This is a genomic window from Bacillus sp. D48C (assembly GCF_053345735.1).
The window spans coordinates 43,229-56,208 of record NZ_JBKFAQ010000005.1 but is presented as its reverse complement, the minus strand read 5'-3'; the positions used below and the strand labels follow the sequence as shown (position 1 = coordinate 56,208).

Sequence of the window (12,980 nt, the reverse complement as noted above, 5' to 3'; positions counted from 1 at the left end):
TTTTCATTAGAAGCCAGTTATTCCCTGTGTTAAGGCTTGAATTATCGTGCTAATGTAAGACCAAAGTACAATAAATGTTGCAATTCCAATTAAAACATTTGCAATAATAAGTGTGTACACGAGATCTAATCCGCCATTGTCTAGCTTTAATATGGCTACAGTTATACTAATCCCTATATAAGTTGCAGCTACCGATAATAATATCGGTAAGAAAAAGATTAATAAGAAACTAAAAAGAAAAGAAAGGACTAATATAGCAATAGCCGGCGTCGCTAGCGTTCCCCATATACCGAATACTTCAAGAAACGAAAAAGATGATTTCATCATCTTACCACTTACAAAAATAATAAATCCGACAAATAAAGTTAAAATTAATAAAAAGAAAAAGACCGTTATAGATTCTACAAAAAATGTGGGAGTAGATATATCTGGTGCAAATGTTCTCGTAACTGCTGATGCTGCACTCATCATTCTATAAAAAATACATGCTCCTAAAAAACAAATAAGAACAAGACTTACAATTCCATTTCTTACTTCAATCGTGCCGCTTTTCATAATCGCTGTCGGTGCTTGTAATGCATGTTTAAAAAATTGAAAATAGCCGCTCGCAAACCGCTTCGCTTGCTCTACCGTTTCATTTGGCCGAGTTTCCTTTACTTGTGCCGCGCGTGCTTGTTCCGGCCCTTCTTCTTGACCACTACTTGCCACTACTTCTTCCGTTAACGAATGTCCACAATTCCCGCAAAACTTTGCCTCTGCTGCATTTTCTGTATGACATGACGGACATTTCATTCTCTCATCCCTCCTTAAGCATATACCATATAGGGTGTTACAAATTCAATATATGACTTTGTACATAAAACATGACTACAAGAAAAAGATTCTGAAATCCTTCTTTCAAAAGAAATTATATATGCTAGCAATCTTGAAAAATAATGCTATTATGAAACAGAACAAATAACATTTTTAACAGATTGGATGAAAGACAATGGAATTGGTAAACTCAATTTTTCAAATACTCCTTACAAGCGTAATCCAATTATTTTCCTTAATTGGCGTTATCATTGTAATTGGATTTCTATTAGGTTATTTAGAATCACTAACACGAATGTATTGGTCGAGGGCTTTCGGAAGAAAAGGATTCCTTTTAACGGCGTGGATTGGTGTTCCGATCCACGAACTTGGACATACCATTATGTGCGTACTGTTCCGTCATAAAATTGTAGCAACGCAGTTTTTCCCAACAGATACAAGTCAAGGAGCATTAGGTTACGTACAACATCAATACAATCAAAAAAGTGTGTATCAACGAATTGGGAATTTCTTCATCGGCATCGGGCCTATTATTTCTGGTATTACTGCATTAATCCTTTTAATGCGCTATTTCGTACCAGAATCATATTTTTTATTTAATACAACTCTCGAAAAAACGATCGCTTCTACTTCTATTAATGTAGAAATGATTCAAAACATGCTCTTGTCGACGTTTGTATTATTGAAAAGCTTATTTACAATCGGCAATTTATTGAATCCTTCCTTTTGGTTATTTTTATTTATCGCCATTTGTATTTCCGCACATATCGCTTTAAGTAAACCAGACATTAAAGGATCAATAGACGGAGTTATCGTCATGTTTATCGTTTTATTTTTATTCAACATCATAGCGGGACTGTTTCAATACGACAGTAACCAGCTAATTGGACAGGTTATGAAATATAATATGTATCTCATTGCGTTTTCTAGTGTAGCACTGCTTTTCTCTTGTCTTTCTACACTCGTTAGTTTTTCGTTTTATAAAATAAGAAGAGGGCGTTCTTTTTGAACGCCCTCTTCTTATTAATTATTCCCCTTATAATCACAATGCTCAACAGGCACACGAGCATGCCCTTCTTCATCGGTACACCATGACTGTGATTGGAATGCAAGAAAGATACCAATCCATTCTTCTTCCTTTTCAAAGTGAATGAGTATCCCTCCGTCTTGCCATATGCCATTATCACCTTTCCATTTCTCTACATTCCCTTGATTCATGTGAATATCATGTATACCGTTTCCTGGTTTGAAATGAAAATAGGAATCTGGTGTGTTTTCTTCTGGTCCCCATCTTTCACCAAACGCGTAAATAATCGCTTTTTCTTCTATCGCTCGCTTTATATAACGTTCTATTTTTTCGTTTAAATCATTATCTGCTCCTGCTTTTTCGGGAGGCAAAGGAATCATTTGTTTTGAGTCAAATAGATTTCCTCTTACATAATCTAAAGCTACTTTCGGTTCATTATTTTTTACTTCCGTAAAACCAAATGGTAATGTCGGTAAAATATGAATCGCCTCTGACCTAATATTGTTATTCGCAAAATATAAAACTTCTGACGGATAACTTTGCGACTTTACGTTAATAGCAATACGATAATCTACTCCAGTCTCGCCCTGTAAATGAACTTGATAATGAGGTGTCTTCCCTTTTCCAATCTTTGATTGTATAACTGTACCTTTTAACACACCGTAGTTTTTTAGGGGCATACATTTCATCTCCTATTCATCTAAAATCGGCAAGGATACCCCCTACTTCAATCGTGTGAAGGGCGATAGCCCAACGATAAGTGGGGGAGGAATTGCCGGCAGATACGGTATGGTACGTTAAAAATCCTAAGATTCTGTACCATATCAAGTATCTGAAACTTCCACCTTGCCTCCTACTTCCTCTACTTAAGTTGTTTGCTTTCACTAAAAATCTGTTACAATTTAATTAGTGAAAGGCGGTGAAAATAATGCCTACAATTACTGCAAAAATACAAATCCATGTTTCCGATAATCAAGCTGAAAGTCTAAAGATAACAACGAACGCTTACCGCAAGGCTTGTAATTGGTTATCAAAACACATATTTGAAACAAAGAACCTTAATCAAGTAAATCTCAATAACTTATATTATTCTGATTTGCGAAATCAATTTAGGTTAAAAAGTCAAATGGCTCAATCTGTGATGAAAACTGTAATTGCTCGTTACAAGTCGGCTAAATCAAATGGACATGAATGGTCTTTGATTGACTTCAAACTTGCAGAATATGATTTAGTCTGGAATCGAGATTATTCACTAACCAAAAACCAATTTAGTGTAAACACGCTTGAAGGTCGCCTAAAACTAAATTATGAGCGTAAGGCTATGAAGAAATACTTCAACAGCACTTGGAAATTTGGTACTGCTAAATTAGTGCATAAGTACAAAAAGTGGTTCTTACATATCCCGATGACAAAAGAGTACCAAACATTAGATTTCGCAGATGTAAACAACATCGTTGGTGTTGATTTAGGAATCAACTTCCTTGCAACCACTTATGATAGTCAGGGCAAAACAACCTTCTACAACGGAAATATTGTTAAACATAAGCGTGGTAAATTTAAAGCTACTCGTAAGCAATTACAAACACGACAAACACCATCTTCTCGTAAGAAAATAAAACAAATTGGCTCAAGAGAAAACCGTTATGTAACTGATGTAAACCATCAAATTACAAAGGCACTCGTTGAGGCATACCCTAGAGGTACTATGTTTGTTTTAGAAGACTTAACAGGGGTTCGTTCTGCGACAGAGAAAGTACGAGTGAAAAACCGCTATGTTTCTGTATCTTGGGCTTTCTATCAGTTCCGTCAAATGCTTGAGTATAAAGCTGAATTGAATGGACAAAAGGTAATTGTGGTAGACCCCAAATATACTTCCCAAACTTGCCCTAAGTGCGGAAACATTGAAAAAGCGAATCGTAATAAAAAGCTACACACTTTTAAGTGTAAAAATTGCCAATACCAATCAAATGATGACCGTATTGGTGCGATGAATCTACACCGTAAGGGAATTAAGCATATCAGTGTAGTTACCACAGGAGTATAGCTCTTGTGGTAGGGGCGAAGTCAACCGTCCTTATGCTCCACCATACTAAGGTAGGAGAGCATTTCTCGTTCGTACTACTGGGTAGGAATAAGCGTAGTTGCTCTCTATGAGGGTAGAAGCACTGTCGAACTCCGACAGACGCAAGCCCCCACTTCAAACGACCCGTAAGGGTGTTAAGTGGCGGGTTGTTGACTTAGTAGAAGCTTTTCATATTTAAAACATTATCCATTCATAAAAAAAATCCTCCTATGTTAGGAGGATTTTTAATTTCTCAACATATACCAAACAATAACCTCTACCACTACAAGCAAAACCGCACCAAAGATCATTAACGTCGTCTTCTTTAATAGTTCATTTTCACGGTAAGGGATATTACATAAGTAAGCACCTAATGTAATCCGTGATGGACAAGCGATTGTCGCTACTGATGATGCGGTGTTTTGAAGTGTTGTGACATATTGCCACGGGAGTGCTACGTTTTGTGCGGTTTGCATTTGTAGTTTTATAAACATTGCATTTGATCCTGCGTTACTACCTGTTAAAAATCCACCAATAGCGCCAATAAACGGAGCAACAAAAACGAAAAAGGTTCCAAATGTTTCACCAGCTGTTTTTGCAAGTAATGAATGCATGCCAGATGCACCCATTAGTTCTGAAATGGCGATAAACATTGTCGTCGTAATAGCAAATGGAATCCATTGTTTGATCGTTTGTGAGAATGATTGTTTAATAATATTAGACGGGATGCGGAAGAAAATAATAGTAAATAAGCAAGTCATACCGAGCCAAAATCCTGGTGAATATAGTAACTCTAGTTTATAAGAGTATGATTTCAAATCAAGAACCGCATATGATCTGAACAAATCATGTAATGCTGGAACGAGGCGAGAAAGTAAAATACAAACTGTTAGAAATATATAAGGGCTAATAATTTTTATAATGGATACTTCTCTCTCCGTTGCAGCGGCATGTTCTGTTATAAGATTTTGCCCACTTTTTCCTTTTAATTTAATGATAAGAAAGCCAAATGTAATCGTAACGATAGAACTTAATATCCCGGCTAGTTCAACACTTACGTATGCATTAGAAAGATAGATTCCGAGAGAAAATAATAGAAAGAACCCTACTCCTTCTTTCCACTTTTCTATAACCGCTTGCCAGCCGCCAACAACGTGTAAAGAAAGAATAACGAAGTAAGCAAACATCGGAATACTTAATAGCGCTGTATTTGTACCAAGTGTTGTAAGAGGCATATTTATTAGCTGCGAACCGATAATCGTACCCGTTGCCATTGCGCCCCATGAACTAGCTAGTAAGCCGATGAATGAGAGCAGTACAGCTTGAAATGGTTTATAGCCTAGCGAAAGAAAAATAGGTGCTGCAACCATGAATCCAATACCAAATCCACTTACTGATTCAATAAGCGGACAAATGCCAAAACACATAAGCAGCATTTGTAATAAGCGATCATGTGTGATTTCTTCTAAAAAACGTGCTACTTGATCGATGTATCCCATTTTGTTCATGAGGTGAAATAAAAAAATACCGAAAAATAAAACGTATCCGACAATAAAACAAATTAACCATCCTTTAATCGTTGCGTGCACAGTTTCACTTATCCCTAATCGAAACGTTGGCGAGAGTAAAACGATTCCGACAGACACAGCATAAGAAATTAACGAGGACCTTAATGACGTTTGTTTAAATAAAAATAAACAAATGAAAATCATCATAATTGGGATAAGTGCCAACAATATGGCCATGTTATCATCTCATTTCGTTTAAAATACAATTTTTAACTATTATATAACAGATGTTGTAATTTTCAATTGTTTTTAAGACAGATTTAAAAAAGGAGCCAAACGGCCCCTTTTCATTCACTCCCATTTTCTATTATCCTGAAAAACTGTCTGCTGTCCGATTATTTTTTTCAACACAACAAACACAATGTAAGTACATATTGCTTGCAATGCAATATTCCAAAATTTCATTAATGTAAATGAATGAATCCGTAGAAATAATTCGTTTAATAATACAATCGAAACGATACTAAATAATTCTATACTAATCGAAAATAGACATATTTCTAAAATAGACTGTTCTTGAATGCGATTTAAGTTGGAAAAGATAAATACATATCCTAAAAATAGAGCCATCAACTCTATTTTCGTCATGCTAATGAGCCAAGCGTATAGTGGTATAGTTAAAAGAAGATACAGTAATTTGCGTCTTAGCATGCCTTCTCACCTCTGAATTAAATGTATTTTCTGTATATTTTAACATTTATTACGCAAAACAAAAAGAAGAGACTTACGCCTCTTCTTTTTGTTTTGTTGCATATATTAATTCACATATTTCTTCTCGTTTTTCATTTTCTAAAAGCTCAATGATCTTACTTCCAACAACAACTCCGTCACATATTGTAACCATTTCTTCTACATGTTCTTTTGTTGAAATGCCAAATCCAGCGACTACTGGTAAGTTGACGTGTAATTTTACTTTTTCTAAGTAACTATGAATCTCCTCTTTAAAGTTTTGACGTACTCCCGTTACGCCCGCTACTGTAACAGCATAAACGAACCCTTCTGATTCACTCGTGATTTTTTCAATTCTTTCAATAGGGCTCGTTACGGTAACGAGTGGAATAAGCGCAATGTTTGCCTCTCGAAGTAACGGCGCAATAATATTTTGTTCTTCATACGGTAAGTCTGGAACGATAATACCATCCACACCGGCCTCTAAGCACTTCTCTACAAATCGTTCTTTTCCGAATGCGAGTACTGGATTTAAATATGTCATGAGTACAAACGGAATTTGCACTTCTTTCCTTACCTCTATTAATGCTTGAAAAATACCTTTTACTGTTACACCGCTATCTAGCGCTCGCTTCCCTGCTCTTTGAATCGTTGGGCCATCTGCAACTGGATCTGAAAACGGGATACCAATTTCAACGATGCTTGCTCCTGCTTCGTCTAGAAAACGAATTCTTTCTTTTAATTTCTCAAGTCCACCATCTCCGCCCATTACGTACGGAATAAATGCTTTCTTACCATTTTCAAACGCTGCTTTAATTTTTTCTACTCCCATTTTTCACACCTCTTCCATATAACGTTTTATACTCTCTACATCTTTATCACCGCGGCCTGATAAGCAAATGACAAGTCCTTCGTCTTTCTTCATTTGCGGCGCTAATTTTAATGCATATGCGACAGCATGTGAGCTTTCTAAAGCCGGAATAATTCCTTCTTTTTTCGTTAATAATTGAAATGCTTCTAACGCTTCATCATCAGTAATTGAATGATAAGAAACGCGGCCAATATCTTTTAGCAAGCTATGTTCTGGACCAACACCTGGATAATCGAGTCCTGCTGAAATAGAGTGCGCTTCTTGAATTTGCCCTTCTTCGTTTTGCAGAAGATACATCATTGATCCGTGTAAAACACCGACGCTTCCTTTCGTTAAAGTTGCTGCATGCTTTTCTGTATGAACGCCTTTCCCTGCTGCTTCTACGCCGTAAAGAGCGACCTCTTCATCGTGTACGAACGGATAAAACATGCCCATCGCATTACTACCACCGCCAATACAAGCAACGACTGCTTCTGGTAACTTTCCTTCTAACGCCTCATATTGTTTTTTCGTTTCATTTCCAATTACACTTTGGAAATCACGGACAATTTGCGGGAATGGATGTGGCCCGAGAACGGATCCCATAATGTAGTGTGTATCGTGCACGTGTGAAACCCAGTAGCGAAGCGCCTCGTTCACTGCATCTTTTAATGTGCCGCTACCTGCCGCTACACTTTCTACTTTCGCTCCGAGTAATTCCATTCGGAACACATTTAATTTTTGACGTCTCACATCTTCCTCTCCCATAAAGATGACGCATTCTAATCCGAGTAGGGCACATACAGTAGCAGTTGCCACTCCGTGTTGTCCTGCTCCTGTTTCAGCGACAACTTTTTTCTTGCCCATTCGTACTGCAAGTAGTGCCTGACCGATTGTATTGTTAATTTTATGAGCTCCTGTATGGTTCAAATCTTCACGTTTTAAATAAATCTTTGCACCACCGCAATACTTCGTCATATTTTCAGCGAAATAAAGCGGTGTTTCCCTTCCAACGTACGTTTTTAAATAATGATTTAATTCCTTTTGAAACGCTTCATCTTGCATCGCTTCTTTATATGCTTCTTCTAGTTCTAATACAGATTGCATTAACGTTTCTGGAACGTATCGTCCTCCGTATATACCGTAGTGACCTTTTTCATCTGGATATGCGTAGTTCATTTGGAACACTCCTTCGATTTTATAATAAATTGTTTTATTTTCTTTAGATCTTTCTTTCCTTCTGTCTCTACTCCGCTACTTACATCGACCATATATGGCCGAACAGTTCGAATTGCTTCTTCTATGTTAAGGATGTTTAATCCACCAGCTAATATCGTTTTCTTTCGCAACTCTTTTGGCATATGCTCAAGTAATTCCCATGAAAATGTCTTTCCATTTCCTCCATGAAACTTTTCTTTCGGGCTATCAAACAATATATAATCCGTTTCATATGCTTGAGCGCTTTTCATATCACTCTCTGAAGTTACTCCTAGCGATTTTATAGACGGAATATTCAATCTTCTAATTTGATGATTCTCTTCATCCCCATGTAGTTGCACATGCGTTAACCCGCACTCATCTGCAATCTTCTGAATCACTTCAACTGATTCATTTACGAAAACCCCGATTTTTAATACGTGTGCTGGAAGCTCCCCAATAATTTCTTTCGCTAGCCCCAGAGTAATTTTCCGCTTACTTTCTGCAAAAACAAATCCGATTGCATCTGCTCCGTATTCGCAAGCACATTTTGCTGTTTCAACATCAGTAATACCACAAATTTTCACTTTCATATATTCACCTTACAATCTTCAAAAAAGCTACTAATAGAAGATGATGTCATAAGTGCCTCTCCAACTAATACACCTTTTGCTCCAGCTCTTTTAACGCGGGTAATATCTTCTTTTGAATGAATGCCACTTTCACTAATCCAAAGTAATTTCTCCTCATTCAATCGTTTTCCTAACTTTTCAGTTTGGCTTAAATCTACTTCGAACGTTTTTAAATTACGATTATTAATGCCAATAACATGTGGATTTAGTTGGATCGCAGTTTCTAATTCCTGTTCATCATGAACTTCAACAATCGCTTCCAATCCTTTTTCTAACACGTAGCTATACAACTCTTTTAACTTTTCTTTCGTTAACGCTGCTACGATTAGTAAAATAATATCTGCTCCCGTTTCATACGCTCTATCGATTTGAATCTTATCGATTATGAAATCTTTACATAAAAGCGGAATGTTACTTTCTTCTCTTGCTGTTTGTAAATCGTGAAACGATCCTTTAAAAAATTGACCATCTGTTAAAACAGATACTGCTCCTGCCCCGCAGTCTTCATATGTTCCCACTTGTTTTCGTACGTCAACGTGTAAATTGATATCTCCTTTTGATGGTGATGCTCGCTTTACTTCTGCAATGACAGTAAACTGCTGTAACGCTTCTACAAGTGAATGTGTCTTTCTTTTTGTTTTGACTGGTGTATACGTTTCATATAACTCCGCAACTTCCTTTTTCTTCTGTTCTACAATTTTATCTAAAATCGTCCCCACTTTAGTTCACCCTTTCTAATTTTTCGTTGCTTGCTGCAATTAATAAGTTTAATTTGGTTAATGCTTTTCCAGAGTCAATGCTATGTGTTGCTAGTTTAATTCCTTCTTCAATCGTTTCTTTTTTTCCATTTGCAAAAAGGGCTAGACCTGCATTTAATAACACTGTATCGCGGTAAACACTCTTTTCTCCACTCAATACGCCGACTGTAATCTTTGCATTTTCTTGTGAATTCCCCCCTCTAATTTCTTCATTTTTCACTCTTGAAAAACCATAATTTTCTGGATCAATATTCATTTCTACTATTTCATTATCTTTTAAAAGGACTACTTGATTTTCCCCTTGTAATGACGCTTCATCTAAAAAACCACTTCCATTTACGACAAGCGCTTGTTTCCGGCCTAACTTTTGTAATACTTGTGCAACTGGTAATAACATATCTCGTTTATAAATACCGACAAATTGTGTTTCTAAATTCACTGGATTTGTTAAAGGACCAATTAAATTAAAGATTGTCGGTACGTTTAACTCTTTTCTTATTTTCATAATGCGCCTTAGTGCTGGATGCATTGCTGGTGCAAATAAGAAGGCAATGCCCACATGCTCTAGTAAATAATCAATCTCGTTTGGCGTACTACTAATATTTACACCTAGTTCTTCTAATAAGTCTGCACTTCCTGTTTTACTAGAAACGGCACGATTACCATGTTTTGCAACCTTTACACCTGCTCCTGCCAGTACGAATGCTGATGTTGTGCTAATATTAAACGTTTGAGCACCGTCACCACCCGTCCCGCAATTGTCCATTGCTCCTTGTATATGGTTCGAAAACGGCAATGCCTTTTCGCGAAGAGCTCGAACGAGACCGTATATTTCTTCTGCAGTTTCACCTTTCGCTTTCAGTAAGACTAAGAAAGCTGCAATTTCACTTTCTAATATGTTTTCACTTAATAAAAGTAGTCCTGCTTTATACATTTCCTCTTCTGTTAAATGTTGACCCTCCACTAATTTACGAAGATAGTTATTCATACTCTTTCCTCCTCTTTTACTTCTGTTAAAAAGGCACGTATTAACTTTCCGCCTTCTTCTGTTGCGATTGATTCCGGATGAAACTGTAATCCGAAGAGCGGATAATAATTGTGACAGACTGCCATTATTTCTCCGTCGTCCATCGCTGTCGCTAATATGTCAAAACAATCTGGCAAGCTCGTTTGCTCTGCAACAAGGGAATGATAGCGCATCGCCGTCAGCGGCTGTGTAACGTATGAAAAGATTGACGTTCCGTTATGTTTCACACGCGATGTTTTTCCGTGTTTAATACGTTCTGCTCTAACAATGTCTCCTCCAAATGCGGCTATGATCGCTTGGTGGCCAAGACAAATCCCTAATATGGGAACGTTCTTATAAAAATGACGAATCACTTCGATACAAATACCAGCATCCTCTGGTTTTCCTGGTCCTGGTGAAAGCACAATTCCTGTTGGATTCATCTCTTCTAGCTGTTCTATCGTTATTTGATCATTTCTTACGACTACAATATCTTCTTCGTATTCACCTAACAGTTGATACAAGTTATAAGTAAATGAATCATAATTATCAATTAGTACAATCATTTCATTACCTCCAATAGCGCTCTCGCTTTATTTAATGTTTCTTCATATTCAGCTACTGGATCTGAATCGTAAACGACTCCTGCTCCGGCCTGAACGTATGCTTTTTCATCCTTTACGACCATCGTTCGAATGGCAAGTGCCATATCAAGATTCCCTGAAAAACTAACGTATCCAACTGCTCCGGCGTATACGTTTCTTTTTTCATTCTCTAGCTCATTTATAATTTCCATCGCTCTAATTTTCGGAGCTCCAGAAACTGTCCCTGCTGGTAAGCAATACGCTAACGCATCAAATCCGCTCGTTTGTTTTCGCAATGTTCCGTAAACTTCAGATACAATGTGCATAACGTGAGAATATTTTTCTACTTTCATATATTTATCTATCGTCACGGATCCAATTTCACTCACTCTGCCAATATCATTTCGCCCAAGATCTACAAGCATCATATGCTCCGCTCGTTCTTTCTCATCTTCCAACAGTTCTTTTTCGATTTCCTCATCTTCCCTCTTTGTTTTCCCCCTCGGCCTCGTACCAGCAATTGGATTCGTCATCACTTTATTCTCCCTTACTGATAGCAAACTTTCCGGTGAAGAACCGAGTACAACATAATCTTGAAAATCGATATAGAACATATATGGTGATGGATTTGCAATTCGAAGTTTTCGGTATAACGCGAATGGATCACCAATACATTCACTTTGCAAACGCTGTGACAGTACGACTTGGAATATGTCCCCAGCTCTTATATGTTCTTTCGCCATTTCTACCATCTCACAAAACTCTTTTTCCGTTATAGAAGAAGTGAATGATAATGTGGATTGTATTGCATTTACTTCAGCTTCTTCTCCTTGTAGCACTTCCTCTTTGTATACTCGTAGCCTTTCGTATACTTCCTCATAATCTGCTGAATCATCTTCCCTGCATACATATACAAACGACAACTTTTGGCGTAAATGATCGTAAACGATAAACTCACGATATAGTAAAAGGTGTACTTCCGGAATATTTAATGGGTCGTGTAAATCCGCTCCAATGTTTTCATACTGCCGAATGACATCATATCCAATATAACCAACTGCTCCTCCGCAAAATGGAAATGGGCTATCTACTTGTGATGATGCGATTACTTCTTCTAACACTTGTAGTACGTTACCTTTTAACTTTTCTGTTTGCCCATATATCATTCTTTCTACTTCCGTACCAACGCTTGTCACCTCTCCATAAGAATTACATCCTAAGTAAGAATAACGCCCTTTATCTTGATGAAGCTGTGAACTTTCTAATAAAAATTTCTTCTTCCCTTTCATACGTCTATATAAAGAAATTGGCGTAATGCTATCTCCTTCTTCTTCAGTGATTACTAAAAATGTCTTTCTCTCTCTTTTTTGTTTTATAAATTCTTCTTTCGTCATCATGTCCTTCACCTCACTCTGAAAAATAAAAAAGTCCCCTACATATCGAAAATATGTAGAGGACGATAAATATACCGCGGTACCACCTCGTGTTGGATGCAAAAGCATCCCGCTTTGTTCAGGTACAAAATTTATACCTTATCCTTGTAACGGCGGAACCCGGGTTGCCTACTGAAAATAATTGTTCAGCATACCTCTCGTAAGCCCATTCCGTATATGGCACCGTACCGGGCTCCCACCTATTCCCGGCTCTCTGTAACGTCTCCAATATACGTACTCTTCTTACTTAGACGATTTCATTTATTTAATTTTTTATACACAAAAAGGGAGTACTCATCCTATAGAAAGGACGGGTACTCCCGTGGTGCCACCTTAATTCGTTACAAATGTAACGCACTTTACCGTATCAAAAACAATACG

At 37.3% G+C, this 12,980-nt stretch carries 13 protein-coding genes and 2 other annotated features (1 of these 15 cut by a window edge); of the genes, 2 read left to right on the top strand and 11 right to left on the bottom strand.

All coding sequences use genetic code 11. The features are described 5' to 3' along the window. Positions 1 to 6: 6 nt before the first annotated feature. The gene (locus tag ACLBXA_RS14425; RefSeq protein ID WP_000650096.1) at positions 7 to 792 is read right to left on the bottom strand and encodes a zinc ribbon domain-containing protein; all 786 of its coding nucleotides are present in this window, start codon (positions 790 to 792) and stop codon (positions 7 to 9) included. 196 nt (positions 793 to 988) lie between these two features. Between ACLBXA_RS14425 and ACLBXA_RS14420 the strand changes: the two genes are divergently transcribed. Further along, positions 989 to 1,822, top strand: a complete 834-nt coding sequence (locus ACLBXA_RS14420) for a hypothetical protein (RefSeq protein WP_447617276.1) — start codon at positions 989 to 991, stop codon at positions 1,820 to 1,822. Between the two features lie 14 nt (positions 1,823 to 1,836). Here the strand turns inward: ACLBXA_RS14420 and ACLBXA_RS14415 are convergent, their stop codons facing one another. Continuing rightward, positions 1,837 to 2,520, bottom strand: coding sequence for a DUF2278 family protein (locus tag ACLBXA_RS14415; protein ID WP_016097962.1), 684 nt, complete (start codon positions 2,518 to 2,520; stop codon positions 1,837 to 1,839). A gap of 248 nt (positions 2,521 to 2,768) precedes the next feature. Between ACLBXA_RS14415 and ACLBXA_RS14410 the strand changes: the two genes are divergently transcribed. Then, positions 2,769 to 3,884 carry an RNA-guided endonuclease InsQ/TnpB family protein gene (locus tag ACLBXA_RS14410; RefSeq protein WP_001142359.1) on the top strand — a complete coding sequence of 372 codons (1,116 nt, stop codon included), beginning with the start codon at positions 2,769 to 2,771 and terminating at the stop codon, positions 3,882 to 3,884. 263 nt (positions 3,885 to 4,147) lie between these two features. Here ACLBXA_RS14410 and ACLBXA_RS14405 read toward each other — a convergent pair whose 3' ends face one another. From ACLBXA_RS14405 to trpE, 9 genes are all read right to left on the bottom strand, one after another. After that, complete coding sequence (locus ACLBXA_RS14405) at positions 4,148 to 5,647, bottom strand: L-lactate permease (RefSeq protein WP_000996272.1); 1,500 nt, start codon at positions 5,645 to 5,647, stop codon at positions 4,148 to 4,150. 114 nt (positions 5,648 to 5,761) lie between these two features. Beyond that, entirely contained in the window at positions 5,762 to 6,121 is a 360-nt protein-coding gene (locus ACLBXA_RS14400) for a DUF4029 domain-containing protein (RefSeq protein ID WP_000946136.1), read from the bottom strand. A 73-nt stretch (positions 6,122 to 6,194) separates the two neighbouring features. Then, the gene (trpA, locus tag ACLBXA_RS14395; protein WP_000537833.1) at positions 6,195 to 6,971 is read right to left on the bottom strand and encodes a tryptophan synthase subunit alpha; all 777 of its coding nucleotides are present in this window, start codon (positions 6,969 to 6,971) and stop codon (positions 6,195 to 6,197) included. A gap of 3 nt (positions 6,972 to 6,974) precedes the next feature. Next, entirely contained in the window at positions 6,975 to 8,168 is a 1,194-nt protein-coding gene (gene trpB / locus ACLBXA_RS14390; RefSeq protein WP_001105026.1) for a tryptophan synthase subunit beta, read from the bottom strand. After that, positions 8,165 to 8,779 carry a phosphoribosylanthranilate isomerase gene (locus ACLBXA_RS14385; protein WP_000865127.1) on the bottom strand — a complete coding sequence of 205 codons (615 nt, stop codon included), beginning with the start codon at positions 8,777 to 8,779 and terminating at the stop codon, positions 8,165 to 8,167. Before ACLBXA_RS14385 ends, trpB begins: the two co-directional genes overlap by 4 nt. Next, the gene (gene trpC, locus ACLBXA_RS14380; RefSeq protein WP_000536711.1) at positions 8,776 to 9,537 is read right to left on the bottom strand and encodes an indole-3-glycerol phosphate synthase TrpC; all 762 of its coding nucleotides are present in this window, start codon (positions 9,535 to 9,537) and stop codon (positions 8,776 to 8,778) included. Before trpC ends, ACLBXA_RS14385 begins: the two co-directional genes overlap by 4 nt. A gap of 1 nt (position 9,538) precedes the next feature. Next, on the bottom strand, positions 9,539 to 10,564 hold the full coding sequence (gene trpD, locus ACLBXA_RS14375; RefSeq protein WP_447617272.1) for an anthranilate phosphoribosyltransferase: 1,026 nt from the start codon (positions 10,562 to 10,564) through the stop codon (positions 9,539 to 9,541). After that, positions 10,561 to 11,148, bottom strand: a complete 588-nt coding sequence (locus ACLBXA_RS14370; RefSeq protein ID WP_063675109.1) for an aminodeoxychorismate/anthranilate synthase component II — start codon at positions 11,146 to 11,148, stop codon at positions 10,561 to 10,563. Before ACLBXA_RS14370 ends, trpD begins: the two co-directional genes overlap by 4 nt. Further along, a complete protein-coding gene (gene trpE, locus ACLBXA_RS14365; RefSeq protein WP_447617270.1) occupies positions 11,145 to 12,563 on the bottom strand; it encodes an anthranilate synthase component I in 1,419 nt (472 codons plus the stop codon). Before trpE ends, ACLBXA_RS14370 begins: the two co-directional genes overlap by 4 nt. A gap of 52 nt (positions 12,564 to 12,615) precedes the next feature. Next, positions 12,616 to 12,860: a binding site (T-box leader), on the bottom strand. Positions 12,861 to 12,902: 42 nt separating this feature from the next. Further along, positions 12,903 to 12,980, bottom strand: a binding site (T-box leader) (it continues 160 nt past the right edge of the window).

Bases quoted from the DNA above. Each gene is read 5' to 3' on its own strand.
- ACLBXA_RS14370 (WP_063675109.1), bottom strand. From the start codon at position 11,148: ATGATTGTACTAATTGATAATTATGATTCATTTACTTATAACTTGTAT.
- ACLBXA_RS14405 (WP_000996272.1), bottom strand. From the start codon at position 5,647: ATGGCCATATTGTTGGCACTTATCCCAATTATGATGATTTTCATTTGT.
- trpA (WP_000537833.1), bottom strand. From the start codon at position 6,971: ATGGGAGTAGAAAAAATTAAAGCAGCGTTTGAAAATGGTAAGAAAGCA.
- ACLBXA_RS14420 (WP_447617276.1), top strand. From the start codon at position 989: ATGGAATTGGTAAACTCAATTTTTCAAATACTCCTTACAAGCGTAATC.
- trpD (WP_447617272.1), bottom strand. From the start codon at position 10,564: ATGAATAACTATCTTCGTAAATTAGTGGAGGGTCAACATTTAACAGAA.
- ACLBXA_RS14415 (WP_016097962.1), bottom strand. From the start codon at position 2,520: ATGCCCCTAAAAAACTACGGTGTGTTAAAAGGTACAGTTATACAATCA.
- ACLBXA_RS14425 (WP_000650096.1), bottom strand. From the start codon at position 792: ATGAAATGTCCGTCATGTCATACAGAAAATGCAGCAGAGGCAAAGTTT.
- ACLBXA_RS14410 (WP_001142359.1), top strand. From the start codon at position 2,769: ATGCCTACAATTACTGCAAAAATACAAATCCATGTTTCCGATAATCAA.
- ACLBXA_RS14385 (WP_000865127.1), bottom strand. From the start codon at position 8,779: ATGAAAGTGAAAATTTGTGGTATTACTGATGTTGAAACAGCAAAATGT.
- trpB (WP_001105026.1), bottom strand. From the start codon at position 8,168: ATGAACTACGCATATCCAGATGAAAAAGGTCACTACGGTATATACGGA.
- trpE (WP_447617270.1), bottom strand. From the start codon at position 12,563: ATGATGACGAAAGAAGAATTTATAAAACAAAAAAGAGAGAGAAAGACA.
- ACLBXA_RS14400 (WP_000946136.1), bottom strand. From the start codon at position 6,121: ATGCTAAGACGCAAATTACTGTATCTTCTTTTAACTATACCACTATAC.